General features: G+C 68.0%; 21 protein-coding genes and 1 riboswitch. Of the genes, 4 read left to right on the plus strand and 17 right to left on the minus strand.

The features are described from left to right. Positions 1-8: 8 nt before the first annotated feature. From ASC92_RS12885 to ASC92_RS12940, 12 genes are all read right to left on the minus strand, one after another. Positions 9-3,749 carry a molybdopterin cofactor-binding domain-containing protein gene (locus ASC92_RS12885; protein ID WP_056515714.1) on the minus strand — a complete coding sequence of 1,247 codons (3,741 nt, stop codon included), beginning with the start codon at positions 3,747-3,749 and terminating at the stop codon, positions 9-11. Between the two features lie 133 nt (positions 3,750-3,882). Beyond that, a complete protein-coding gene (locus ASC92_RS12890; protein WP_056515716.1) occupies positions 3,883-4,383 on the minus strand; it encodes a (2Fe-2S)-binding protein in 501 nt (166 codons plus the stop codon). Continuing rightward, positions 4,361-5,521: an ABC transporter substrate-binding protein gene (locus tag ASC92_RS12895; protein WP_414820408.1), complete on the minus strand. Its 1,161-nt coding sequence runs from the start codon at positions 5,519-5,521 to the stop codon at positions 4,361-4,363. The genes ASC92_RS12890 and ASC92_RS12895 overlap by 23 nt, the downstream gene beginning before the upstream one ends. Positions 5,522-5,561: 40 nt before the next feature. After that, positions 5,562-6,287 (minus strand): bifunctional nicotinamidase/pyrazinamidase, encoded by a 726-nt coding sequence (gene pncA / locus ASC92_RS12900; RefSeq protein WP_056515722.1) that lies wholly within the window; start codon positions 6,285-6,287, stop codon positions 5,562-5,564. Positions 6,288-6,321: 34 nt separating this feature from the next. Further along, on the minus strand, positions 6,322-7,056 hold the full coding sequence (locus ASC92_RS12905) for an ABC transporter ATP-binding protein (RefSeq protein WP_056515724.1): 735 nt from the start codon (positions 7,054-7,056) through the stop codon (positions 6,322-6,324). Further along, complete coding sequence (locus tag ASC92_RS12910) at positions 7,053-7,850, minus strand: ABC transporter ATP-binding protein (RefSeq protein ID WP_056515726.1); 798 nt, start codon at positions 7,848-7,850, stop codon at positions 7,053-7,055. The genes ASC92_RS12905 and ASC92_RS12910 overlap by 4 nt, the downstream gene beginning before the upstream one ends. After that, positions 7,847-9,778: an ABC transporter permease gene (locus ASC92_RS12915; RefSeq protein WP_056515729.1), complete on the minus strand. Its 1,932-nt coding sequence runs from the start codon at positions 9,776-9,778 to the stop codon at positions 7,847-7,849. The genes ASC92_RS12910 and ASC92_RS12915 overlap by 4 nt, the downstream gene beginning before the upstream one ends. A gap of 24 nt (positions 9,779-9,802) precedes the next feature. Further along, the gene (locus ASC92_RS12920) at positions 9,803-11,008 is read right to left on the minus strand and encodes an ABC transporter substrate-binding protein (RefSeq protein ID WP_056515732.1); all 1,206 of its coding nucleotides are present in this window, start codon (positions 11,006-11,008) and stop codon (positions 9,803-9,805) included. A gap of 137 nt (positions 11,009-11,145) precedes the next feature. Further along, positions 11,146-11,730 carry an amino acid synthesis family protein gene (locus tag ASC92_RS12925; protein ID WP_056515735.1) on the minus strand — a complete coding sequence of 195 codons (585 nt, stop codon included), beginning with the start codon at positions 11,728-11,730 and terminating at the stop codon, positions 11,146-11,148. Between the two features lie 31 nt (positions 11,731-11,761). Further along, positions 11,762-12,403 carry an amino acid synthesis family protein gene (locus tag ASC92_RS12930; RefSeq protein WP_007831883.1) on the minus strand — a complete coding sequence of 214 codons (642 nt, stop codon included), beginning with the start codon at positions 12,401-12,403 and terminating at the stop codon, positions 11,762-11,764. A 21-nt stretch (positions 12,404-12,424) separates the two neighbouring features. Beyond that, positions 12,425-13,330 (minus strand): UPF0280 family protein, encoded by a 906-nt coding sequence (locus ASC92_RS12935; protein WP_056515738.1) that lies wholly within the window; start codon positions 13,328-13,330, stop codon positions 12,425-12,427. 155 nt (positions 13,331-13,485) lie between these two features. Beyond that, on the minus strand, positions 13,486-15,102 hold the full coding sequence (locus tag ASC92_RS12940) for a hypothetical protein (RefSeq protein WP_056515742.1): 1,617 nt from the start codon (positions 15,100-15,102) through the stop codon (positions 13,486-13,488). Between the two features lie 324 nt (positions 15,103-15,426). On the opposite strand from ASC92_RS12940, the gene ASC92_RS12945 reads away from it, so the two are divergent. Genes ASC92_RS12945 through ASC92_RS12955 form a run of 3 tightly spaced genes read left to right on the plus strand, consistent with a single transcriptional unit; the run spans position 15,427 to position 18,132 of the window. Further along, on the plus strand, positions 15,427-16,200 hold the full coding sequence (locus ASC92_RS12945) for a ferredoxin--NADP reductase (RefSeq protein ID WP_056515744.1): 774 nt from the start codon (positions 15,427-15,429) through the stop codon (positions 16,198-16,200). A 19-nt stretch (positions 16,201-16,219) separates the two neighbouring features. Next, positions 16,220-16,987: a TetR family transcriptional regulator gene (locus ASC92_RS12950; protein WP_056515746.1), complete on the plus strand. Its 768-nt coding sequence runs from the start codon at positions 16,220-16,222 to the stop codon at positions 16,985-16,987. Continuing rightward, positions 16,933-18,132, plus strand: a complete 1,200-nt coding sequence (locus tag ASC92_RS12955) for an amidohydrolase family protein (protein ID WP_056515748.1) — start codon at positions 16,933-16,935, stop codon at positions 18,130-18,132. Before ASC92_RS12950 ends, ASC92_RS12955 begins: the two co-directional genes overlap by 55 nt. Positions 18,133-18,151: 19 nt before the next feature. On the opposite strand, the gene ASC92_RS12960 is transcribed toward ASC92_RS12955, so the two are convergent. From ASC92_RS12960 to ASC92_RS12980, 5 genes are all read right to left on the minus strand, one after another. Next, positions 18,152-18,553 carry a GtrA family protein gene (locus ASC92_RS12960; protein WP_056515750.1) on the minus strand — a complete coding sequence of 134 codons (402 nt, stop codon included), beginning with the start codon at positions 18,551-18,553 and terminating at the stop codon, positions 18,152-18,154. Beyond that, on the minus strand, positions 18,550-19,545 hold the full coding sequence (locus ASC92_RS12965; protein WP_056515751.1) for a glycosyltransferase family 2 protein: 996 nt from the start codon (positions 19,543-19,545) through the stop codon (positions 18,550-18,552). The genes ASC92_RS12960 and ASC92_RS12965 overlap by 4 nt, the downstream gene beginning before the upstream one ends. Next, the gene (locus ASC92_RS12970; RefSeq protein ID WP_056515753.1) at positions 19,542-21,353 is read right to left on the minus strand and encodes an ArnT family glycosyltransferase; all 1,812 of its coding nucleotides are present in this window, start codon (positions 21,351-21,353) and stop codon (positions 19,542-19,544) included. The genes ASC92_RS12965 and ASC92_RS12970 overlap by 4 nt, the downstream gene beginning before the upstream one ends. A gap of 52 nt (positions 21,354-21,405) precedes the next feature. Continuing rightward, positions 21,406-24,177, minus strand: coding sequence for a methionine synthase (metH, locus tag ASC92_RS12975; RefSeq protein ID WP_082519584.1), 2,772 nt, complete (start codon positions 24,175-24,177; stop codon positions 21,406-21,408). A 22-nt stretch (positions 24,178-24,199) separates the two neighbouring features. Further along, positions 24,200-24,275, minus strand: a riboswitch (S-adenosyl-L-homocysteine riboswitch). Positions 24,276-24,341: 66 nt separating this feature from the next. After that, a complete protein-coding gene (locus ASC92_RS12980) occupies positions 24,342-24,779 on the minus strand; it encodes a PACE efflux transporter (protein WP_056515756.1) in 438 nt (145 codons plus the stop codon). 102 nt (positions 24,780-24,881) lie between these two features. On the opposite strand from ASC92_RS12980, the gene ASC92_RS12985 reads away from it, so the two are divergent. Beyond that, complete coding sequence (locus tag ASC92_RS12985; protein ID WP_056515759.1) at positions 24,882-25,808, plus strand: LysR family transcriptional regulator; 927 nt, start codon at positions 24,882-24,884, stop codon at positions 25,806-25,808. Positions 25,809-25,817 lie beyond the last annotated feature (9 nt).

Consider the following 25,817-nt stretch of genomic DNA (forward strand, 5'->3'; position numbering starts at 1 on the left):
CTTTTGTGTCAGTGCCGCGCGGCACGCACGCGCGCCACTTCGGCGGGCAGGTTGGCCCACGCGGGCTCCTGCGGTGCGAAGCGCGCGCGCATGTAGCCGGCGAGTTCGGCGATCTGCCGGTCGTCGAGCGCCTCGCGGAACGCGGGCATGAAGCCGATGTCGCGGCTCGCGGGGTCGCGCACGCCGTCGAGGATGGTGCGCAGCAGGTTGTCGGGCCGCGCGCTCGTGAGGTTGCTGTTGAGGGCCAGTGGCGTGTTCACGCCGAGCAGCGTGGGGCCGTTGCCGTCGTGGTGGCAGGAGGCGCAAGCGCTGTCGAACATGCGCTGCGCGGGACCGAGAAGCTGGCCTTGGGTGCGCGCCGCGTTGTCGATGGCCTGTTGCGCGAGCACTTGCGGCTCGGCCACCGGAGCGGGATTGAACGAGCCGAGGTACACGGCCATCGCGCGCACATCGTCGTCGGGCACCTGCGCGAGTTCGCGCACCACCTCGGCCATCGGTCCGCCCGCGATACCGTGGCGCGGCGAATGACCGTTTCGCAGGTAGCGGTACAGCGCGTCGGTGTCCCACGGCGCGGCGGCCTTCGACAACTGCGTGAGTGCGGGCGCCTCCCAGCCGTCGACCACCGCGCCCGAGAGGAACGCGCTGCCGCCCTGTTCTGCACCCAGCGCGTTGCGCGGCGTGTGGCATGCGCCGCAATGACCCAGGCCGTTGACGAGGTACGCGCCCCGGTTCCACTCGGCGCTTTGCGTGGGCACGAGTTGCAGCGGCGCGGGATCGTGGAACAGCGCGTTCCAGCCGGCCATGAGCGGGCGCAAGTTGAACGGAAACCTGAGTTCGGACTTCGGCGTTTCCGCGCGTACAGCAGGCATCGACATGAAGTACGCATAGAGCGCCTGCAGGTCATCGTCGCTGGTCTTGGCGAACGCGGTGTAGGGAAACGCGGGATACAGGTAGTGGCCGTCGCGCGAGACGCCTTCGCGCATCGCGCGCTGGAAGGCGCTGAAGGACCAGCGGCCGAGGCCCGTGTCCGCATCGGGCGTGAGGTTGGTGGTGTAGAGCGTGCCGAAGGGCGTCTCCATCGCGCGGCCGCCCGCATTCGGTGCGCCGCCGGGCGCGGTGTGGCACACGGCGCAGTCGCCGGCGGCGGCGAGCACGCGGCCGCGGTCGATGGTGGACTGGCTGTAGACGGGGGCGGTGAGCGATACGGGCGCGATGGCGGAGCGCCAGCCGAGCAGGCCGGCGATGATGCCGAGGCCGCCGATGAAGAGTGCGGCGCCGGTGGCCCATACGCCCTTCTTCTTGGGCCAGATGGCTCCCGCATTGCTCCTTCCCCTCCCGGGGGAAGGCTGGGATGGGGGCACGGCAGCGCCACCATTCGTACGCCGCTCGCCCCCACCCCCGCCCTCCCCCGGAGGGGGAGGGAGAAATTCCCCATTCAATGCGGCCAGCACCGTCTCCGGCGTAAACGGCGGCGATCTGAACCTCACCCCCGTCGCATCGAAGATCGCATTCGCGATCGCCGCCGTCCCCGGCACCGACGACGATTCGCCCGCGCCCAGCGAAGGCTCGCCAGGCCGCGGCATGTGCATCACCTCGATCACCGGCACGTCGCGGAAATTGATGATCGGATAGCTGCCCCACTCGCGGCTCGCGACCACGCCGGAAGGCAACACACCAGGCAATTGCGCACCGCCAGACCCACTCTGCGGCGCGAACTGCACCTGCTCCTTCAGCGCCCGGCTCGTGGTCTGGATCACGTTGCCGTGCACCTGGTGCTCGACACCCGCCGGGTTGACCAGCAAGCCCGCATCGTGCCCCACCACCACGCGGCGCACGTGCACCTCGCCGGTCTTGCGGTTGACCTCGACATCGGCCACCCATGCGGCCCACGCCGCACCGAAGCCCGGCCACTTGCTGTGGACGTAGCGCGCATACGCGAAGCCTTGCCCGAAGAGAACGTCGCCGCCCTCCCCGAGCCCGCCATCGGCGTTTTCCTGCGGTCCGGTGCGCATGCGCCAGCCGGCCTTCTGCGCGGTCGCCTGCACGAGCTCGATCGCGCGCGGATCGTCCAGGTGCCGCAGCCGGAACTGCACCGGATCGACACCCGCCGCCGTGGCGAGCTCATCGATGTACGACTCGTGCGCGAACGAACTCGGCAGCGCCGACACGCCGCGCAGCCACGAGGCGCGCACGATCGGCGCCATGTCGTTGACCTTCACGCGCAGGTTGTCGTAGCTGTAGGGCGGGCGCGCCGTGCGGTCGCCCATCTCGTAGGCCTGCGCCACCGGCTCGATGGTGCACGTGAGCAGTAGCGCGAGCGTCGGTGCGCCGTTCGAGGGGTAGGAGGTTTCGAAGTCGTAGGCGGCAACGCGGCCATCGGCCATCAGGCCGCCGTCGATCTCCATGAGCTGCGCGGCGCCCTTGGGCTCCCAGGCATGCTCCTGCTCGCGCGTGAGCTGCACACGCACCGGCGCGCCGACGGCACGCGCGAGCAAGGCGGCATCGGCGGCCACGTCGTCGGCGCCGTTGCGGCCGTAGCAGCCTGCGGCTTCCATGCGGATGACGTCGACCTGCACGTCCTCCACGTCCATGAGCTTCGCGAGATCGGCGCGCAGCACGTGCGGGTTCTGCGAGCCGGCCCAGCACCGCAGCTGCATGCCGCTGGTGTCATCAGGCTGCCACTCGGCCAGCGCGCACGACGGGCCGATGGACGCGTGCATCTGGTACGGCCACACATACGTGCGGTGCATCGGCTGCGCGGCCGCGGCGATCGCGCCATCCACATCGCCTTCATCGACCAGCAGGCGCTGCGTCGAGGGGTTGTCGCGCAGCGCCTGTGCAAGGTCGCCGAGGTCGGGCATGCCGGGCCACGGCTTCCACGCGACGCGCAGTTCGCGCAGCGCCTGCTCGGCGTGCTCCTCGCGTTCGGCCACGATGCCGATGAAATCGCGGATGACGACCACGGCGCGTATGCCGGGGATGTGTGCAATCGACGATTCGTCCACCGACTCGAGCGTGTTGCCGATGAACTCGCCATGGTCCGCGCCCGCATACGGCGGACGCACCACGCGGCCATGCAGCATGCCGGGCACGCGCATGTCGTGCACGAACACGAGCTCGCCTGCCAGCTTGGCCGGAATGTCGACGCGCGCCTGCCGCGTACCGACCACGCGGTAGTCGGCGGGGTCCTTGGGCTGCGCCTGCGGATCGAGCCGCAGCACGGTGCGCTGGCCGGCCACGAGCTCGGCGTAGCTGACGCGGCGGTCCGGTGCCTCGGTGACGCGCACCATGCCGTTGCGCGTTTGCAGCGCATCGGCGGCCACGCCGATGCGCTCGGCCGCGCGTGCGAGCAGCCACGCGCGCGCCTGCGCGGCGGCAAGGCGCAGCGGCTGCGCATGGATCTGGATCGACGCGCTCGCGATGGTCGCGCCCTGGTTGGGCGCGCACGCTGTGTCGCCGAGCATCACACGCACACAGGGCGTGCCGAGGTCGAGCTCCTCGGCCACGATCTGCCCGAGCGCGGTCTGGATGCCGGTGCCCAGGTCGACGTGGCCGTTGAGTGCACAGGCGCTGCCGTCGTCCCACACGGCGAGCAGGATTTCGTCGCCCTCGATGGGGTTGCCTGCGACGAAGGCTGGCTGCCCATTGGCGGTCGGCGGCGCGGGTGGGGTCTCGCGCACCACCAGCAGAACGCCGTCGGAAGCGAGGAATTCGGCGCGCGTGCGCGGAAGATCGGCGCGGCGCGTCATGGCTGTTGCCCCCTCTCCCTCCGGGAGAGGGTTGGGGTGAGGGCCAGCGGCAGTACCGAAGACTGTGCCTGTGCGAAGGCCCCTGCCCTCACCCTGGCCCTCTCCCGGAGGGAGAGGGAACAAGACCACCGGCTCATGGAGCCACCTTTGCGCGCATGCGGAAGGCCGCGCGCTGCACCGCATCGAGTATTTCGATGTGCGTGCCGCAACGGCACAGATTGCCCGATAGCTCGCTGCGGATGCGCGCCTCGCTCGCGTCCGGATCGCGCGCGAGCAAGGCGGCCGCCTGCATCACCATGCCGTTGAGACAGTAGCCGCACTGCGCAGCCTGCGCGTCTTCGAACGCGGCCTGCACCGGATGCCAGTCGCCGCGCGCGCCCAACCCCTCGAGCGTGGTGACCGCACGCCCCGCCACGCCGTGCGCAGGAATCACGCACGAGCGCGCCGCCACGCCGTCGACATGCACCGTGCACGCGCCGCACTGCCCCAGCCCGCAGCCGTACTTGGGGCCGTTCAGCCCCAGGTCGTTGCGCAGCAGGTGCAGCAGCGTCGCCTCGCGCGGCACGCCCTCGATCGATTGCGCCCGGCCGTTGACCAGCAGGTGCAGCGGCTCAGCGCCGCAACTGTCCGTCACGGGTGTACATCTCCAGGTCCACGAAGGTCGAGCCGTTGTGGTTCTTCGCGCTGTACTCGATGGGGAAGTCGCCGAAGCGCGTGCTGCCGATGCTCTCCAGCCCGGCGATGAAGCTGTCGCGCGTGAGCGTCTTGCCCGCGCGGCGCAAGCCCTCGGCCATCACGCGCGCGACGATGTAGCCCTCCAGCGCGGTGTAGCTGTCGATCTTCTCGCCGAACTCCGCGCGGTCGCGCTGGTAGTCGGCCACGATGGGCACGCGCTGCGCCGTCGGCGGCGGCACGATGCTGGCCGTGACCAGCCCCGCGAGCTTGCCGTCGAGCCGCTTGGCCGAGCCGGCCGCGTCGGTGATGCCGACAGACAGCGTGTACAGCGGCGAGCCCACGCCGTTCGCGCGGTAGTCGCGCATGAACACCTCGACCATGCGGCCGGCCATGATCATCACGACCGCGCCGGGCTTGGCTTCGGCAAGGCTGGTGGCGACCTGCTTCGCGTCTTCCGCAGTGATCGCGAGCGGCAGCGTTTTCACGACCTGCACCTTGTAGTCGGCCGCCAGTTCCTCGCAGGTGGCGAGGTTCGACTTGCCGAAGGGGCTGTCCTGGTACACCACGGCGATCGACGAAATGCCGATGGTCGAGAGGTGGCTGATGATCTTGCGCAGCTCCAGGTCGTAGCCTGCGCGCACGTGGAACAGGTAGCGGTTGACCTTGGCGCGGAACGAGCTGGTGCCCACCAGCGGCGCGAACATCGGCACGCCGGCCTTCTCCGCGAGCGGCATCGCGGCTGCGAGGTTGCCGGTGGCCACGTAGCCGGTGAGCGCGAAGACCTTGTCCTCGTCGATCAGCTTCGCGGTGTTGGCGGCTGTCTTCGCCGGGTCGTAGGCATCGTCGTAAGTGACGAGTTCGATCTTGCGGCCGTTGACGCCGCCCGACTTGTTGACACGGTCGAAGTACAGCTTGATGCCCGCCCGGTAGTCGATGCCGAAGTCTTTCGCCGGCCCGCTGAGCACGGCCGACTGGCCGATGCGGATGGTGGTGTCGGACACGCCGTTTTCAGCGCGTGCCGATCGAAGAAGTCCGGGGCCGAGCGCCAGCGCTGCGCCGCCCGCCACCATGGCGCGCCTTGATATCGAAAGCTTCATGCGTCTTTTTCTCAGGTTGTCGTCGTTAGGGAACGTTCGCTCAGGTAGCCTGTACGTCGGCGGACTGGATGCGCTTGACGCCCTTGGCCGCCATCTGCTTCCAGGCCGCGGCGAGCGAGCCGTTGAGGTCGATGCCACGCGTGGCGTCCTCGATCACATAGGCCTCGAAGCCGGCCTTGCGCGCGTCCATCGCGGTCCATGCCACGCAGAAGTCGGTCGCCAGCCCCGTGACGAACACGGTCTTGATGCCGCGCGCCTTCAGGTAGCCGGCCAGGCCGGTGGCCGTCTTGTGGTCGGCTTCCTCGAAGGCCGAGTAGCTGTCCATGTCCTTGTGGAAGCCCTTGCGGATGACGAGCTGCGCGGTCGGCACCTTGAGTTCCTTGCCGAGCGCGGCGTCGTCCGTGCCCTGCACGCAATGGTCGGGCCACAGCACCTGCGTGCCGTAGCTGAGCTTGGTGGTCTCGAAGGGCTTCTTGCCGCTGTAGGTGCTGGCGAACGACGCATGCCCCGCCGTGTGCCAGTCCTGCGTGACGACGATGTTCTCGAACGCCGGTGCGAGTGCGTTGATGACCGGAATCACCTCGTTGCCGCCCTTGACCGCGAGCGTGCCGCCGTCGAGAAAGCAGTTCTGCACGTCGACCACGATCAGCGCGGCCTTGGCGCCCGGCTTGATCTTGCCGGCCGCGAAGGCGTTGAAGCCGAAACTGCCGAGGCCGCTGGCCAGCCCGAGGGCGGCGGCGGATTTCACGAGGGTTCTGCGATGCATGGCGTGGACTCCGGTGGGTTGAAGAAAAGAACGTTCAGACACTCAGATAGGCGCGGCGCACTTCGTCGTTGGCGGCAAGCTCGGCCATCGTCGCCTGATAGCGGATCTGCCCCTTCTCGAGCACATAGGCGCGGTCGGACACCAGCTCGGCGAAGTGCATGTTCTGCTCCGACAGCAGGATGCTCACGCCCTGCGCCTTCAATTCGAGAATCATGTTGGCCATCTGCTCGACGATTACCGGGGCCACGCCTTCGGACGGCTCGTCGAGCAGCACCAGATAGGGGTTTCCCATGAGCGTGCGCGCGACCGTGAGCATCTGCTGCTCGCCGCCGCTCATGCGCCCGCCCGGACGGTTGGGCATCTCGCCCAGATTGGGGAACAGCTTGAACAGCCGCTCGGGCGTCCACAGCGGCGCGTCGGTGCCGTCGGCCCAGCGGCGCGCGGGCTGCTTGCCGACCTCGAGGTTCTCCATCACCGTGAGGTCGGTGAACACGCGCCGGTCTTCGGGCACGAAGCCCAGGCCAAGGCGCGCGGCATGGTGCGGCTCGCTCTTCGAGATGTCGTGGCCCAGGAAGCGCACCGCGCCACGGCGCTTGGCGAGCATGCCGATCAGCGCCTTCAGCGTGGTCGACTTGCCCGCGCCGTTGCGGCCCATGAGCGCGACGACTTCGCCGCGCCGCACGTCGAGGTCCACGTCGTAGAGGATCTGCGCGGCGCCGTACCAGGCGCACAGGGCCTTGGCCTGCAGAAGAGGTTCTTGCGTGCTCATGCGGTTTCTCCAATGGCCGCGGCCTTCTTCTCGAATGTCTTGCCGCTGCCGAAGTACACCTCCTGCACCTTGGGGTGGTCGCGGATCTCGAGCGGCTTGCCTTGCGCGATGAGGCGCCCGCGTGCGAGCACGATCATGCGGTCGGCATAGGCGAACACCACGTCCATGCTGTGCTCGGTGAAGAGCACGGCCATGCCGCGCTGGATGACGAGGTCCTTGGTCAGTGCCATCAGCGAGTTGCGCTCCTTGGGCGCCATGCCGGCGGTGGGCTCGTCCATCAGCAGCAGCTTGGGCGCGTTGGCCATGGCGATGGCGAGTTCGACGCGCTTCACGTCGCCGTAGGCCAGCACGCTGCAGGGCCGGTCGGCCTGCGACTTCATGCCGACCTGGTCGAGCAGCGCCAGCGCTTCGTCGCGCTTGTGGTCGGCCGCGCGGCGCCACATCGAGAACAGCTTGCCGTCGTGCGACAGCAGCGCCATCTGCACGTTCTCGGCCACGGTGAGCGAGGCGAAGGTCTCGGCGATCTGGAAGGTGCGGCCCACGCCGCGGCGCCAGATGTCGCGCGGCTTGCGGCCCACGAGTTCGTGCCCGTCGAACAGGATCGAGCCCTGGTCGGCCTTCAGCTGGCCGTTCACCATGTTGAAGGTGGTGGACTTGCCGGCGCCGTTCGGGCCGATGAGCGCGAGCAGTTCGCCGGCGTGCAGCTCGAAGCTGATGCCATCGACGGCCTTCACGCCGCCGAAGGACTTGCCGAGGTTCTCGACCTTGAGAAGGGGTGCGTTGGAGGTACTCATGCCTTGGCCTCCTTCACCTCTGTCACTGTCGGTGAATCGGGCTTGGCCCGGCGCAGCACGCGGTCTGTCAGCTGTTTTGCAAAGCCCGCGATGCCTTGCGGGAACAGCAGCACGAGGAGCAGGATGATCGCGCCCAGCGTCGCACGCCAGTAGTCGGTGTTGCGCGCCACGGTGTCGTGCAGCCAGCTGAAGGTGACGGCACCGACCACCGGCCCCGCCAGCGTCTGGATGCCGCCCAGCAGCACCATCACCAGGCCGTCGACCGACTTGTCGACGCTGAGGCTTTCGGGCGAGATGCTGCCCTTGGAGAAGGCATACAAAGACCCGGCCAAGCCAGCTGCTGCACCGGCGATGACGAAGGCCGTCCACTGCATGCGCTTGACGTCGATGCCGATGGCATCTGCGCGCAGCAGCGAGTCGCGGCCCGCGCGCAGCGCGTAGCCGAAGGGCGAGAACAGCACGCGGCGCAGCATCAGGATGCCGGCGGCCACGAGCACCAGCGTGAGCCAGTAGTAGGTGCGCTTGTCCGACAGCCATTCCGAGGGCCACACGCCCGTGAGGCCGTTGCTGCCGCCGGTGAACGAGTCCCACTGGTAGACGATGGCCCAGGTGATCTGCGCGAAGGCCAGCGTGAGCATCGCGAGGTACACCCCCGACAGCCGCACCGCGAACCAGCCGTAGACGAAGGCGCCGATGGCCGCGACCAGCGGCGCCACGACCAGCGCCGCCTCCATCGGCAGGCCGCTCGCGCGCACCAGCAGCGCGGCGCCGTAGGCCCCGAGGCCGAAGTAGGCGGCATGCCCGAACGAGTGCATGCCGGCCGGACCCATGATGAAGTGCAGGCTGGCGGCGAACAGCGCGGCGATCAGCAGGTCGATCAGCAGCACCGTGGTGTAGGGCGAATCGGCGGTGAGCAGCGGCATCGCCATCAGCACCACGCCCAGCGCGGCGACCAGCCAAAGATAGCCCTTGCTCGCGCGGCGCAGCGGCTCCTCGGCCATGCCCACGTAGCGGCTCGGCGCCTGCGGCCGGCCGAACAGGCCCCACGGACGCCACACCAGCACCACGGCCATCACGATGAAGTCGACCACCAGCGTGAGCTTGGAGAACGACACGCTGTAGCCGAAGATTTCCACCACGCCGATCCAGATGCAGACCGCCTTGATCTCCGAGATCAGCAGCGCCGCCGCATAGGCGCCCGGGATGGAGCCCATGCCGCCTACCACCACGACCACGAAGGCCGCGCCGATGGTGTTGAGGTCCAGCGCGAGCGTGGCCGGCTCGCGCGGCAGCTGCAGCGCGCCGCCCAGGCCTGCGAGCATCGCGCCGAGCCCGAACACCGCGGTGAACAGCCAGGCCTGGTTCACGCCCAGCGCGCTGACCATCTCGCGGTCTTGCGTGGCGGCGCGCACCAGCGTGCCCCATCGGGTGCGCGTGAGCAGCAGCCACATGAGCCCGAGCACGACCGGGCCGACGACGATCAGGAACAGGTCATACGTGGGGAACTGCCGGCCCAGGATCTCGACCGAACCCGACAGGCCCGGCGCGCGCGGTCCGAGCAGTTCGTCGGGGCCCCAGACATAGAGCACCGCGTCCTTGATGACCAGCACGAGCGCGAAGGTCGCGAGCAGCTGGAACAGCTCGGGCGACTTGTAGATGCGGCGCAGCAGCACCATCTCGATCAGCGCGCCGAGGATGCCGACCGCGACGGCGGACAGCACCACGGCCGGCCAGAAGGCCATGCCCCCGCCGAGCTTCTCGACCAGCGTGTAGGCCAGGTAGATGCCGACCATGAAGAAGGAGCCATGCGCGAAGTTGACGATGCGCGTGACGCCGAAGATCAGCGAAAGGCCGGCCCCCACGAGGAACAGCGACGACGCCGACGACAGCCCGGTGAGGAACTGAAGCAGCAGGGACGAGAGGCTCATGGGTGCAAGCGTTCCGGAAAAGGGTCAGTCGGCAGCGCGCGACTTTTTCACGTCGGCGGCGGTGGGCTGGAACTTGGCGCCGTCGAAATACGTGTAGTCGACCATCACGCCTTTGCCGTTCTCGTTCTTCGTCTTGCCGACGAAGGCGCCCATGGTGGACTGGTGGTCCTCGGCGCGGTAGCTGATCTTGCCGAACGGCGTGTCGACCTGCAGGCCCTTGAATGCGGCGACGAGCTTCGGTGTCTCGGTGCTCTTGGCCTTCTCGATGCCGGCCGCGACCGACTTGATCATGCTGTAGCCGACCACCGAGCCGAGGCGCGGGTAGTCCTTGTACTTGCCGTGGTACGCGAGGAAGAAGGCCTTGTGCTCGGGCGTCTGGATGCCGTACCAGGGGTAGCCGGTCACGATCCAGCCGTTGGGCGTTTCGTCCTTGAGCGGGTCGAGGTACTCGGGCTCGCCGGTCAGCACGCTGACGACCGCGCGGTCCTTGAACAGGCCGCGCGTGTTGCCTTCGCGCACGAACTTCGACAGGTCGGCGCCGAACAGCACGTTGAAGATCGCGTCGGGCTTGGCATCGGCCAGTGCCTGCGCGACCGCGCCCGCATCGACCTTGCCGAGCGGCGGCGCCTGCTCGGCGACGAACTCGACGTCGGGCTGCGCGGCCTTCAGCAGCGTCTTGAACGCGGCCACGGCCGACTGGCCGTATTCGTAGTTGGGGTACACGACGGCCCAGCGCTTCTTCTTGAGCTTGACGGCCTCGGGCACGAGCATCGCGGCCTGCATGTAGGTGCCGGGGCGCAGGCGGTAGGTGTATTCGTTGCCGCCCTGCCAGGTCATCTTGTCGGTCAGCGGCTCGCCGGCCAGGAAGAAGATCTTCTTCTGCTTGGCGAAGTCGGCCACGGCCAGGCCGGTGTTCGACAGGAAGGTGCCGGTGAGCACGTCGATCTTCTCGCGCGCCACCAGCTCCTCGGCCACGCGCACGGCGTCGCCCGGGTTGGCGTTGTCGTCGCGCGTGATGAGTTCGACCTTGCGGCCGTTGACGCCGCCCTTGGCGTTGATTTCTTCGACGGCCAGCTCCATCCCCTTCTTGTAGGGCTCGAGGAAGGCGGGCTGGGCCTTGTAGCTATTGACCTCGCCGATCTTGATCACGCCCTGCGCATGCGCGGGAACGAGAGCAGTGGTCAGCGCGGCGAGGGCCGCGGCGCTGAAGACGTGACGCAATGGGTTCATGAGGAAACTCCTTGAAGGGACGAGAAACGAGGTCTTTGCGGGGAACACGGCGGAACCGGCTTTGCCGGGCCGCAGGTGTTGCCCCCGGCGAGGGGGTTGGCGAAGCGACACGAAGTGCGCGAAGACTGGGGGTGTACTCATCTCAGACCGTCTTCGCCCTTGATTTCGCTGACCTGCAGGCCGCCAATGCGCGGCAGCGGACGGCCGCTGTCGGTGACTGCGACCGCCACCACGATCTCGTTGGCACGCGGCGCATCGCTCACGCGGGCCTCGATGGCGTCGAAGTGGCTGCGCACGAAGGCCGCGTCTTTGTGGCCGAGCGGCACGTCGATGGCGGTGCCCAGCGTGCCCTGCTTCTTGGCCGAAGGCACGAGTGCCGCGCCCTTCTCGACCGCCGCGCGCAGCGGCGCGCCGAGCTTGGGATGCAGGATGGCCGCGGCGTGTTCGAGTTCGCCGCGCTCGCCGACGATGGCGGCCTTGCCGTAGCTCTGCGCCTGACCAGGCTCGATGCCCAGCGCCTTCACGGCCTTCTGGCCCAACAGCGCGCCGAGTTCTTCGCCGATGGCGATGAGTTCGTCGAGGTTCTCGCTGTAGCGCCCCGCGTAGGGGTTCTCGATCACGGCGATGGCGACGGCGCGGCGCGTGGGCGGCGTGACGTCTTTGCCCATCTCCTTGCGGGTTTCGTCGACCTGAACGACGAGCTTGCGGATGTTGGCGGTCATGTCTTGTGTTCCTTCGTGTCTCTTGTTCAGGTCAGCGCAGGCCGTCCCATTTGCTGATGTCTTTGGCAAGCAGGCCGCCGACGCGGGCGTGCACGCGGTAGCCGGTGCTCATCGCGAGGATGAAGACGATCTCGTCGGCCGCAGGCGCGCCGGGCACGCGCACTTCGATGGCGTCGAACTGGCCGCGCACGTAGCTCGCGTTGATGTTGGTCAGCGGCACGTCGAGTGCGGCACCGGGCGGCCCGACCTTCTTGGTCGAAGGCACGATGGACAGCGCATTGCCTGGCTGGCCGGTTTTCTCTTCGGCCTTGCCCGCGGTGTAGGCCGCGCGGCTGCCCTTCCAGCCGAGCAGTTCGCGCATCGCGTAGCCGCCGGGCACATGCCACAGCGCGCCGTGCTCCAGCTCGCCATCGGCGCCGACGATGGCGCCCTTGCCGTAGGTGGCGATCTGCTCGAGCGGCACGTCCATGGCGGCGTGCAGCCGGTGCGCCATGTCGACGCCCACGGGGTCGAGCAGCGCCATCATCGGCAGGATGTCGGGCTCGTAGCGGCCCGCAAACGGATTGGTCAGCACCGCGCCGATGGCACCGCGCACCAACGGGGTGTCGGCACGCGGTCCGAACTCGTGGTGGATGTGTTCGACATGGGTGAAGACGCGGCGTATATCGATCATGAAAAAGGACCTTGCTTTTCGTTAAGCAAATACTGAACCAACTGTTTTCGGCAGCACTGTCTGCAGCGACTTCGAGCATAAGGGCTCGACAAGTCGAAACTGCCCCTGGCAAACGAGTAGAGCGGCCCAGACGAGCCCTCCTTCCTGCAGGCCCTTGGCGCATATCGCGCCCCTGTCGAGTGCGCTGTGCACCTGTGCCGGAGCCAGCGTGAGCACATCGACGGTGACGAGGATGTCGCCGAGGTCGCTGTCGTCCTTGCATTCGTTCGCGGGGCGGCGCGCGATGGCGTCGTCGTCGACATCGACGGCGTTGGCGATCACTGTCGCGGCGGCGTCGGCCTGTGCTGCGGTTGCGGCCAGGACCGTCACGCTGTCGGCGATGCCGAGCGAAAAGCTGCGGCCTCGCCAGCCGCTGGTGGCGACGCCGCGCACGGGCTGGTCGGCGCGCAGCTCGAACTGGCCGTCGGTGGTGAGGATGCCGCTGTGGTCGCGCCAGTCGAAGCGCGCGATGTCGGCGAACACGCCCACGCGCGCCGACTGGCCGGGCGCGAGGTGCAATGCGATGTCGCCGCCGTTGTTGATCCATGCGCGCTCGATGCCGGGGCGCTCGTAGAACGCGATCAGCTCCTGCGCGACCGAGCCTGCGACCGCCGCCATCGGTGTGATGAACATCGGCGAAAACGCGGCGCAGGCGTCCCACATGCGCCTGGCGACCACGCCTCGCGGACGCATGTCGTCGCTCACAGGCCGGCGCAGCAGCGGGAGCTCGCGCACGAGCTCGTCGAGCACATGGACGAAGCGCGCCCACACAGCGTCGTGCGCGGCCGCGACGGCGTAGGGGTCGCCATGCGCCTCGGCCACGATGTCGATCGGCCCATGGTTGAAGTGCCAGCGCTCGGTATCCAGCGCGCTGCGTTGGGCGCTCATGACTGCGCGCTCCCGTCTTTCTCCCTCCCCTTCCGGGGAAGGGCCGGGGTGGGGGCACGCGGCGTATCCATCGGGCGCTCTGCCCGCCCCCATCCCAACCTTCCCCCAGAGGGGGAAGGAGCAACACGCAAGCCGCACATCGACGCGAGCATGGATCAGCCCAGCATGGGTGCGTGGCCGAGCGGCCACGGGTTGGCTTCGTCCACCGCGAGCCATTGGCGCGCGAGTGGCGCGCCGTCTTCCTGCCACGCACCGCGCGCGAGCGCCTGCTCGAGCGAAAAGATGTGCTCCATGTGGCCGCCGAGCGCCTCGTAGTCCTCGCGCCGCATGCTGAACTCGATCGGCGCCACGATGGCCGGCGTGGGCACGGTGCCGAAGCTGTTGTCGGGCATGCGCATGACGTCGGCCATCACGGTGATGCCGCCGCCGGGCCACACATAGGCCGGCGCGCCGCCGCAGGTGACGTTGACCAGCGCGCGCTTGATGGCCCGCGTGAGAAGCACCGGGTTTTCGGTGACGCCCGCGCGCAGGCTGCCACCGGCACCCCCGAGGAACAGCACGGTGCACAGCGAAGGCTCGCAGTTCTCGCCGATGCGATCGACGATGCGTTTCACCTCGGGCGGCATCGGTTGCTCGACGGGCTTCAGCGCTTCGTCGAGCACGTACCACTGCGCATGCTCGCCGGTGGTCGAGGTCATCAGCAGGCGCAGGCCGGGCCGCGCCACGCCCTCTTCCCAGCCTTCGATGATCGCGAGCGGATCGGCAATGTCAGTGCCGCCCCAGCCGTTGCCCGGGTTCGCCACCTGGAAGTAGCGCCCCGGCGTCGACTTGCGCCCCAGCATCTGGATGCCCGAGGGCGCCATGTCGAGGCAGCGCCCGGCTTGGTGCTCGGTGAGCACGCCGGTGATGTGGTCGTCGACCACCACCACCTCGTCGGCCACGCCGGCAAACTGGCGCGCGAAGATGCCGACCGCCGCAGAGCCGCAGCCCACGCGCATGCGCTGCTCTTCCACGCCGTTGACGATGGGCGCCTTGCCGGCCTGGATGACGAGCGTGGAACCGCCGTCGATGGTGCACTCCACAGCCTTCTTGTTGCCCAGCAGCTGCATCAGCTCGGCCGTCATGCGGCCTTCCTTCTTGCTGCCGCCGGTGAGGTGGTGCACGCCGCCCAGCGACAGCATCTGCGAGCCGTATTCGGCCGTGGTGACGTGGCCCACGACCTCGCCGCGGTAGCGCACGTTGGCCTGCTCGGAGCCGAGGAAGCGGTCGGTGTCGATCTTCACCTTGAAGCTGCAGTAGCTGAAGATGCCTTCGGTGACGACGGTGACCATGTCGACGCCCTGGGCTTTCGAGGCCACGATGAAGGGAGCCGGCTTGTAGTCGGGGTAGGTGGTGGACGATCCCACGCCAGTGACGAAGACTTCGTCGGCGTGCAGCAGGTCGCCGTTCCAGTCGGGCGCCTGCGCCGTGGCGGGTTCGGCGCCCGGGCGATCGAAAGGCACCAGCGCCGGCGCCTCGCTCTCGATCGTTCGGCGCAGCAGCACCACCGGGTCGACACGCACCAGCACGCCGTCGCGATTGGCATAGCGGTCGCAGGCGCCGGTGCGGCCGTCGGAGATCTGGCACAGCACCGGGCAGGCGTTGCACTCGACCTTGGCAGTGCTCATTTTCTCGTTGCGCGGCGGCGCCTTGCCGAAGGCGCCGCTGCCGGCTTCGGCCACCACAGGCATGTCCATGCCGGGGAGGCCATCTGTCTTGGTGTGTTCAGTCATCGGGGCGATCTCGTGGGCGTTTCGGTGGTGTGCGAGGGGCAAATCCTGGCTGCCGGGGTTTGCAACAAACGTGCCGTCAGCCCGCTTGTGCACCGACTTCCGTTTGTGTAGCATTCCCTACACTTTCATGTTGCGTTCACTACATTCGCAGTCAATGTAGCAAACGGGCCCGATGCTTGCAATGGTGTTTTCTCGCGCTGTCCGCCGGGGTTTTTCCGACCAACGACAATGGAGGGTTCGCAGCCGGCCGGCGGCCGCATGCCCCAAGGGCGTGCATCCCGGCCCAGCCACCTTCCACTGTTCCAACCAACTCTTGAGTTCCGTATGAGTGCATTCAGCGAAGAACGCGTCCTGAGCGTCCACCACTGGACCGACCGCCTGTTCACCTTCACCACCACGCGCGACCCGGCGCTGCGCTTCTCGAACGGTCATTTCACGATGATCGGCCTGAAGGTCAACAACAAGCCCCTGCTGCGCGCCTACAGCATCGTGAGCCCGAACTACGAGGAGCATCTCGAGTTCCTGAGCATCAAGGTGGAAGAAGGCCCGCTCACCTCGAAGCTGCAGCACATCCAGGTCGGCGACACCGTCATCGTGGGCCGCAAGCCCACCGGCACGCTGCTGATCGACTACACGCTGCCAGCCAAGCGCCTGTACCTGTTCGGCACCGGCACCGGCCTCGCACCGTTCATGAGCATCATCCGCGACCCGGACACCTACGAGAAGTTCGAGCAGGTCATCCTGGTGCACGGCGTGCGCCAGGTCGACGAACTGGCCTACCACGACCTCGTGACCGATCACCTGCCCAAGCACGAGATCCTGGGCGAGATGATCGAGAAGCAGTTGCTCTACTACCCGACCGTCACGCGCGAGGAGTTCCGCAACCAGGGCCGCATCACCGACCTGATCGAGAGCAACAAGCTCACCGACGACCTCGGCCTGCCCCCGCTCAACGTCGAGGAAGACCGCGTCATGCTGTGCGGCAGCCCCGGCCTGCTGGTCGACCTGAAGCACATCCTCGAAAAGCGCGGCTTCAAGGAAGGCAACACGAGCACGCCGGGCGACTTCGTCGTCGAGCGCGCGTTCGCCGAGAAATAAGCCGGGCGTCGCGCGCAAGATGGCCGACAGCCGCTCCGCCTCCGCCAAGTCCAAGCCGCAACGCCGCACCGGCGTGCGCGAGGCCGCGGCGCAGGCCACGCGCGACAGCATCCTGAAGTCGGCGACCAAGGTGTTCGCCAAATACGGCTACGACGGCGGCAGCGTGGAGAAGATCTCCAAGGCCGCGAAGTCGTACGACCGGATGATCTACTACTACTTCGGCAGCAAGGAAGGCCTGTTCATCGCGGTGCTCGAAGGCATCTACCAGCGCATGGACGACGCCGAGGCCGCCATTGCGCTCGACGCCTCGCGGCCGGTGGAGGCGCTCACCGAAGTGATCCGCTTCGTGCTGGGCTACTACCGCAAGAACCCCGAGTTCGTCACGCTGCTGAACACCGAAAACCTGCACAAGGGCCGGCACATCTCGAAGTCGCTGCGCGCGCGCGAGTATTCGTCGCGGGCGGTGGCGATCATTGCGGAAATCCTGGCCAGCGGCGCTGCGCAGGGCCTGTTCCGCAAGGATCTCGTGGCGCGCGACATCTACCTGCTGATCGCGTCCACGGGTTATTTCTACACCTCCAACCGGCACACGCTCACCGCCTTCCTCGGCGAGCCGATGGAGTCGCCGGAGGCGATCACGCACTGGGAAGATTTCGTGATCGAGACGCTGCTGCGCACGGTGCGCGCGGACGAGGCGCAAGACAACACACCACCCCACGAGGACACATCGAAATGGCAGAAATCGCAGCCGGCGGCAAGTCGGGCAAGGTCGTCATCAAGAACATAGGGCTGCTGCTCTCGGGCGACATCGACAAGCCCATCCTCGACGCCGACACCATCGTGGTGAACGACGGCCTGATCGTGGCGGTCGGCAAGGAGAAAGACTGCGACCTTGAAGGCGCGCAGACCGTCATCGACGCGCGCAAGACCTGCGTGGCACCCGGCCTGATCGACAGCCACGTGCACCCGGTGTTCGGCGACTGGACGCCGCGCCAGGGCCAGATCGGCTGGATCGACTCGACCATGCACGGCGGCGTGACGACGATGATTTCCGCCGGTGAAGTGCACCTGCCGGGCCGCCCCAAGGACATCGTGGGCCTGAAGGCGCTGGCCATCACCGCGCAGCGCGCCTTCGACAACTTCCGCCCCGGCGGCGTGAAGGTGCTCGCGGGTGCGCCGGTCATCGAGAAGGGCATGGTCGAGAGCGACTTCAAGGAACTTGCCGAGGCCGGCGTGGGCCTGCTCGGCGAAGTGGGCCTGGGCTCGGTCAAGGCCGGCTACGAGGCGAAAGAGATGGTGGCCTGGGCGCGCAAGTACGGCATCCAGAGCACGATCCACACGGGCGGCCCGTCGATCCCGGGCTCGGGCCTGATCGACAAGGACGTGGTGCTCGAGGCCGACGCGGACATCATCGGCCACATCAACGGCGGCCACACCTCGCTGCCCGAGGCGCATGTGTGCGAGCTGTGCGAGAAGAGTTCGCGCGCCATCGAGATCGTGCACAACGGCAACGAGAAGGTGGCCATCGCGGCGGCTAAGGCGGCGCTGGAGCTGAAGTGCCCGCACCGCGTGATCCTCGGCACCGACGGGCCCGCGGGCTCGGGCGTGCAGCCGCTGGGCATCCTGCGCATGGTGGCGATGCTGTCGTCCATTGCGAACATCCCGGCCGAGCTGGTGTTCTGCTTCGCCACGGGCAACACGGCGAAGATCCGCAAGCTCAACTGCGGGCTGGTCGAGGTGGGCCGCGACGCCGACTTCGTCTTCATGGACCGCGCGCAGCATTCGCCCGCGCCGGGCCTGCTCGAAAGCGTGCAGCTCGGCGACATCCCGGGCGTGGGCATGGTGATGATCGACGGCATCGTGCGCTGCGGCCGCAGCCGCAACACGCCGCCTGCGACCGAGATTCCGGTCGTCGTTTCCGGCGCGCACTGAGCGCGCCGTGCCGGCGGCTTCAGCCGCCGCGGTGCGAGCGAAAGACCAGGTAGCGCGCCGACAGGAAGTTGGCACTCATGCCGGCGAGGCTGCCCAGCGCCACGCCCAGGGCCGCGGCCCAGCGCCCTTCGACCCAGTGCAGCGTCAGCACGTAGGCGCCATAGTTCAGCACCGCGCCGGCGGCCATGGTTGCCAGGTAGCCCAGGTATTCGCGCCAGAGGGAACGGCCGGCCGCTGCGCTGGCCGCGAAGGTGTAGCGGCGGTTGAAGGCCCAGGTGGTGGTCGCCGCCGCGAGGAACGACACCACGCGCGCCGCATACCAGCCCAGCAGCGGCGCCAGCAGGTACAGCACGACCACGTCGACCACCAGCCCGATCACGCCGACGGCGGCGAACGAGAGGAACTCGCGTCCGATCTTCATCGCGAGGCGCGTGAAGCGCGGGTCGCCTGCTCGCGCACGCCCGGAATCGCGAGATAGCGCAGCCGCTTGGCCTCCCGCCGCCCCAGCGTGATGGCCTGCATGACGACGCCGCACACGAAGGACAGCATGGCCGCCAGCATCGCGCCCGTGGCCAGCACCGCCGTGGGGAGCCGGGGCACCAGGCCGGTGTGCATGTAGGTCATGACGAGCGGCAGGACCAGCGCGATCGACATCAGCACGAGCAGCCCCCCGATGGTCGAGAAGAACTGCAGCGGCCGCTCGCTCACGAACAGCTTGCAGATGGTCTTCAGGATGCGCCAGCCGTCGCGGTAGGTCGAGAGCTTGCTGACCGAGCCTTCGGGGCGCGTGCTGTATGCGGTGCTTTCCTCTGCATAGGGCATGCGCAGTTCGAGCGCGTGCACGGTGAGCTCGGTCTCGGTCTCGAAGCCGCGCGACAGCGCCGGGAACGACTTGGCATAGCGCCGCGAGAACACGCGGTAGCCCGAGAGCATGTCGCCGAGGCCACCTCCGAACAGCTGCGCCACGGCGCCCGTGAGCATGCGGTTGCCGAGGCGGTGGCCGGTGCGGTAGGTGTGCGCGTCCTGGCCGTCGTCCACGCGGCTGCCGACCACCATGTCGAGGTTGTCGTTCACCAGCCGGTCGATGAGCCGGCGCGCGGCGCCGGCGTCGTAGGTGGCGTCGCCATCGACCATCACGTACACGTCGGCCTCGACGTCGGCGAACATGCGCCGCACCACGTTGCCCTTGCCGCGCAGGGCCACGTGCGTGACGATGGCGCCGGCCGCGCGCGCCACGGCGGCCGTGTCGTCGCTGGAGTTGTTGTCGAAGACGTGGATCTCGGCCTCGGGCAGCGCGGCGCGAAAACCCGCGATCACCTGGGCGATGGCCAGCGCCTCGTTGTAGCAGGGGATGACCGCGGCAATGCGCAGGCCGGCGTTGCCTGGAGCGGCGGAATAATCGGTGTCTGTCATGGTGCGGCGGGAAGGATACGGTAGACCCGGCTGCCGTCTTTCTCGTACTCCACGGCGAAGTACTTGTCGAAATCGATGCGCGCGCTGAACACGGGCACCACGGAGTCCGGCAGGACCACCGCGGTGAAGCCCATGCCGCCGAGCTTGCGCGCGAGATCGCCGCCCGACAGCCGACCGAAGTCGGTGTAGCGCCACGGCCCCAGCGTGTCGCCCCAGATGGGGTTGGGGCCGTAGTAGATCGCCTCGTTCAGCGCGATCTGGTAGACGCGGCCGGTGGCATTGCGGCGCAGGTAGTCCATCACGGCGTAGCCCGGCACGTGCCGGCGCAGCACGGCCTCGCGGGCCTCGGGCGTGATCGAAACCATCGCGACCTTGGCGGCGGTCTGGCGCACCGAAACAGCGGCCAACACGGCCAGCAGCAGCACGGCCGCCCAGTCGCCCACGCGGGCCGGCGTGCGCCGCGTGACGGCAGCGGGCGGCACGTCCTGCGCCGTGTTCCTGCTGCCGAACATGCGGCGAACGCCTGAGAAGATCCAGCCGAACAGTACCTGCCAGCCGATCGCCGCAACCGCGGCCAGCAGCGGGAACGACGCCGTCAGGTAGCGCGGATAGCGCGAGGTCACGACCCAGACCACGACCGAGTACAGGCAGAACCAGCCAGCGGCGCGCACCGCCGCCGAGCGCTTCCACAGCACGCTGAACGGCGCGAAGAACACCGACCAGATCAGCGCATTGGGCAACTCGGCGTGCACGCGCACGTCGGCCACCTGCTGCACGTAGTCGGCCGGCGTCCACTCGGTGAAGCCGAACACGCGCGCGCCGATGGGGTTGAATGGATCGCCCGTCATGATGGCGTTGCGCGCGTACCAGTACACGCACGGGACCAGGAAGCAGGCGAACACCAGCGCCCAGGCCCGGGGCCGGCGCTCGTGCCGAATGACGAACACCGCCACCAGCGGCAGGAAGATCAACGCCTGGTACTTCGAGCCCGCGGCCACGCCGAAGGAGAACGCGGCCACGCCGAGCCAGCGCATGCCGCCATGACCTGCGTCGGCGGGCTCCGATTCGCGCCACCACCACAGCGCCACGCAGGCCGACAGCACGAACAGCGCCACGCCCATGTCGATCAGCGCGTTGGAATAATCGCCGAGCCCCAGCCAGATGGCCGCGCCGATGCAGGCGGTGAGCCGGTTGGCGTGCAGGATGCCCAGGCGATAGACCATCACCACCGACAGCGCACCCGCCAGCGCATTGAGGAAGTGCGGCAGCACGTCGTCGCCGAGCTGCAGCGCGGCGGCGTAAAGCAGGTTGTAGTTGTACGGGAACCAGGGGTAGCGCAGCCAGTCGTGGATGCCCAGCGAGCCCTGCTGCGCGACCTGGCGCGCGTACGGCAGGTGGTACATCAGTTCGTCGAAGGCAATCGGCGGCGCGAGCGGCGCCACCAGCGCGGGCAGCGCGACCAAAGCCAGCGCGATCAGCGCGATGCGCTCGACGTAGGTCCACGGCGCGGCGCGTTCGTTCGCGCGCAGGTCACGCCGCTCGCGCAGCCACGACGGAAGCTGGAGCGCAGCGGCCAACACGCCTGCCACAACGAGCGCCACGGTCGCACCGGCCTTGAAAGCGCCGAAGACGGCCAGGGCCTGGAAGGCGCAGATGTACAGGCCAACGCCCAGCGCGACGGCCATGGCCGCTTCGAGCCCCGCGTCGCGACGAGGCGGCGCAGCCAGGCGGCCCAGCAGCGCACGGCCGAAGCCCCAGCAGCCGATCACGAAGATCGACAAGGCCGCGTAGTGCGCGGCTGCAAACATCAGCTTCTGAATAACAACTCCCGGCGCCGGGCGGCCGCGCCGGCCGGCAGGTTCAAAGATTGGGCGCCAGCAGACGCTCGAGATCGGACTCGCTCTCCTTGCGCCGCGCGGCCTGGTCCTGCAGCTGGTCGTGGCCGATCTTGCCGACGTTGAAGTACGTCGAATCGGGGTGACTCAGGTAGAAACCACTCACGCTGGCGGCGGGCATCATAGCGAGGCTTTCCGTCAGGGTCATGCCAATGTCCGCGCAACCCAGAAGGTCGAACATCGGGCCCTTCACGCTGTGGTCCGGGCAGGCCGGGTAGCCGGGCGCGGGACGGATGCCGCGGTATTTCTCCGCGATCATGTCGTCGTTGCTCAGGCTCTCGTCGCTCGCGTAGCCCCAGAGGTCGGTGCGCACGCGGTGGTGCAGCGCCTCGGCGAAGGCCTCGGCCAATCGGTCGGCCAAAGCCTTGAGCATGATGGCGGAGTAGTCGTCGAGGTCGTCGACGAAGTACTTCTCCTTTTTCTCGACGCCCAGGCCGGCGGTGACGGCGAACATGCCGACGTAGTCCTTCACGCCGCTGTCCTTCGGCGCCACGAAGTCGGCGAGGCAGCGGCTCGGGCGCATGACACCGTCGATCACCTGCTTCTCGGTCTGCTGGCGCATGCCGTACCAGGTGAGCGCGACTTCGCTGCGCGTTTCGTCGGTGTAGAGCTCGATGTCGTCGTCGTTCACCGTGTTGGCGGGCCAGAAGCCGAGCACGCCGCTGGCGCTGAGCCAGCGGCCTTCGATCAGGCGCTTGAGCATGCGCTGGCCGTCGGCGTACACGCGCACGGCCTCGGTGCCGACGATCTCGTCCTTCAGGATGGCGGGGAATGGGCCGGCCAGGTCCCAAGTCTGGAAGAACGGACCCCAGTCGATGTACTTGGCGAGCTCGGTCAGGTCGAAGTTCTTGAACAGGCGCCGGCCGATGAACTTGGGCACCGGCGGCAAGTAGTTCGCGAAGGCTATGGGCGTCTTGTTGGCGCGCGCCTTCGCGAGCGGCCACATGGGCACCTGCTTCTTGTTGGCGTGCTGCTGGCGCACCTTGTCGTAGTCGGCGTTGATCTCGTCGATGTACGCGGTGGCCTGGTCGCTCAGCAGACTTTGCGCCACGCTCACGCTGCGCGAGGCGTCGGGCACGTAGACCACCGGGCCTTCGTAGTGCGGCGCAATCTTCACGGCCGTGTGCACGCGGCTGGTGGTGGCGCCGCCGATGAGCAGCGGAATCTTCCTGATGCGGAAGTGGTCGTCCTTCTGCATCTCGCCGGCCACGTACTGCATTTCTTCGAGGCTCGGCGTGATCAGGCCCGACAGGCCCACGATGTCCGCGCCCTCGACCTTCGCCTTGGCGAGGATTTCGTGGCACGGGACCATCACGCCCATGTTCACCACCTCGAAGTTGTTGCACTGGAGCACGACGGTCACGATGTTCTTGCCGATGTCGTGCACGTCGCCCTTCACGGTGGCGATGATGATCTTGCCCTTGGTGCGCACGTCGCGGCCCGCGGCCTCGTCCTGGCGCTTTTCTTCCTCGATGTAGGGAATGAGGTGGGCCACGGCCGACTTCATCACGCGCGCCGACTTCACCACCTGCGGCAGGAACATCTTGCCCTGGCCGAACAGGTCGCCCACGATGTTCATGCCGTCCATCAGCGGCCCTTCGATCACGTGCAGCGGGCGGCCGCCCTTGGCCAGAATGGCCTGATAGGCCTCCTCGGTGTCTTCGACGATGAAGTCGGTGATGCCGTGCACCATCGCGTGCGACAGGCGCTGGTTGACCGACACCGGGTTCTCTGGCGTGCCGCGCCATTCGAGCTTCTTGCTGTCGTCCTTGGCGCCGCTCTTGGCGGTCTCGGCCACTTCGACCAGGCGCTCGCCGGCGTCGGAACGGCGGTTCAGCACCACGTCTTCGACGCGCTCGCGCAGCTCGGGTTCGAGGTCGTCGTACACGCCCACCATGCCGGCGTTGACGATGCCCATGTCCATGCCCGCCTGGATCGCGTGGTACAGGAACACGGTGTGGATCGCCTCGCGCACCGGGTCGTTGCCGCGGAAGCTGAAGCTCACGTTGCTCACGCCGCCCGACACCTTGGCGCCCGGCAGGTTCTGCTTGATCCAGCGCACGGCGTTGATGAAGTCGACCGCGTAGTTGTCGTGCTCCTCGATGCCGGTGGCAATGGCGAAGATGTTCGGGTCGAAGATGATGTCCTCGGGCGGGAACCCGACCTCGTCGACCAGGATGCGGTAGGCGCGCTCGCAGATCTCGATCTTGCGTGCGTAGGTGTCGGCCTGGCCCTTCTCGTCGAAGGCCATGACCACCGCGGCGGCGCCGTAGCGCCGCACCAGCTTGGCCTCGTGCTTGAACTTGTCGACCCCCTCCTTCATGGAGATGGAGTTGACGATGCCCTTGCCCTGGATGCAGCGCAGACCGGCCTCGATGACTTCCCACTTCGAGCTGTCGACCATCACCGGCACGCGCGCAATGTCGGGCTCGCTGGCGATGAGGTTGAGGAAGCGCACCATCGCGGCCTTGCTGTCGAGCATGGCCTCGTCCATGTTGATGTCGATCACCTGCGCGCCGTTCTCGACCTGCTGGCGCGCCACGGCCAGGGCCTCTTCGAACTGGCCGTTGAGGATCATCCGCGCGAAGGCCTTGGAGCCGGTGACGTTGGTGCGCTCGCCGATGTTGACGAACAGCGTGCCCGCGCCGATGGCGACCGGCTCGAGGCCGGACAGCTTCATGGGCGGGGGAACGACGGGGGCGGAATCGGGAGTAGCTGGAGCGGGAATCTGGGACATGGCCTCACCTGCGGAAGAGTCGGACAGGCGAGCGTCGTTGTCGCCCCAAGCCTGACGGCCGGCCTGCGAGGCCCACCGCTGCAACGCTCCTTGGGAAGTGGAGCATTTTAGGTCGATTCAACCGGCCAAGGTAAAAGCCCCCGTTTCCGCTCCCGCCCGCCGGCTCAGGCGGGCTGCGCCTCACCCATGGCCGAAGCCGGCAGGCCGAACACGCGGTCGAAGCCCCAGTTGAAGACGAAGGTGTAGACCAGGAAGAACACCACCAGCCCCAGGTCCATCACCAGCGCCTGCCACAGCGATACGCCCAGGCCCCAGGCGAACATCGGCACCAGGAAAGCGATCAGCCCGCCCTCGAAGCCGATGGCATGGGCGACGCGGCGGCGCACGCTGCGCCCGCGCACGGCCTGGCGCGCTTCCCAGCGCTCGAAGAGCGCGTTGAAGACGAGGTTCCAGATCACCGCGATGACCGAGGCGGACACCGCCAGCATGCCCGAATGGCCCAGGCCGGCGTCCGTCATCAAGGCCAGCCCGGCGCTCGCGGCGACGATGGCGATGCCTTCGTAAAGGGTGATGTAGACGATGCGACGCTGAATGCCCTGCATGACGCTTCTTTCCTGGTTCGTGGCTGCAATGCCTGGACTTTATGTGTCACTCGCTGATATAAAAAGTTAACTTGTTTCAGTTTTATTGATAGATCGGGTGCCGTGGCCTTCTCCAGCGACAACATCGAGGTCTTCCTGGCCGTGATCGACCACGGTTCCTTTTCTGCCGCGGCACGCGCGCTACGCAAGGTGCCGTCGGCGGTCAGCATGGCCGTCGCCAACCTCGAGGCCGAACTCGACCTGCCGCTGTTCGACCGCAGCGGCCGCGAGCCCCAGCCCACGGCAGCGGCACGTTCGCTGGAGCCTCAGGCGCGGCTGCTGGCGGCACAGCTCGGGCAGCTCCAGGTGCAGGCGCTGGCGCTGACCCAGGGGTTGGAAGACCGGCTCACGCTGGCTATCGCGCCCGAACTGCTGGCCGCGCCGTGGAGCGGCCCGCTGGCCGAGCTGGCGCGGGAACACCCGCTGCTGCAGGTGGAGGTGCTGGCGGCGCCGCAAGCCGATGCATTGGCGCTGCTGCACAGCGGCCGCGCGCAGCTGGCGCTGGTGTTCGAACGCCCGAGCCTCGACGGGCGCGAAGGCTTCCAGGAAGTCGGCAGCGACCTGATGGTGGCCGTGATGGCGCCCGACCACCCCGTGCTGCTCGCGGCGCCGGGCGGCCGGCTGCGCGAGGAGCACCTGACCAACACCCGGCAGATCGTCGTGGCCGGCCGCGACCTCGCCACCAGCGACCCGCGCTTCGTGTTTGCGCGCCACGTCTGGCGCACCGACAACGCGCTGGCCGCGCTGAGCCTGATCACCGCCGGGCTGGGCTGGGGCTGGCTGCCGCGCAATTTCGCGCGGCCGCACGTAGCGGCCGGGGCGCTGGTCGAGATTCCATTCGAGAACCTCAGCAACGGGCTGGACCTGTGGGTGGACGTCGTGTGGTCACGTGAGCGCCCACTTGGTCTGGGAGCCCAGCGCTTCGTGGCACTGATAGCGAAAGACCGGGTAGCACCCGGCGAGTGCAGCCCCAAGACCGGCGGAATCTAGCTGCCGGCC

Source organism: Variovorax sp. Root411 (assembly GCF_001425205.1).
Lineage (GTDB): Bacteria > Pseudomonadota > Gammaproteobacteria > Burkholderiales > Burkholderiaceae_C > Variovorax.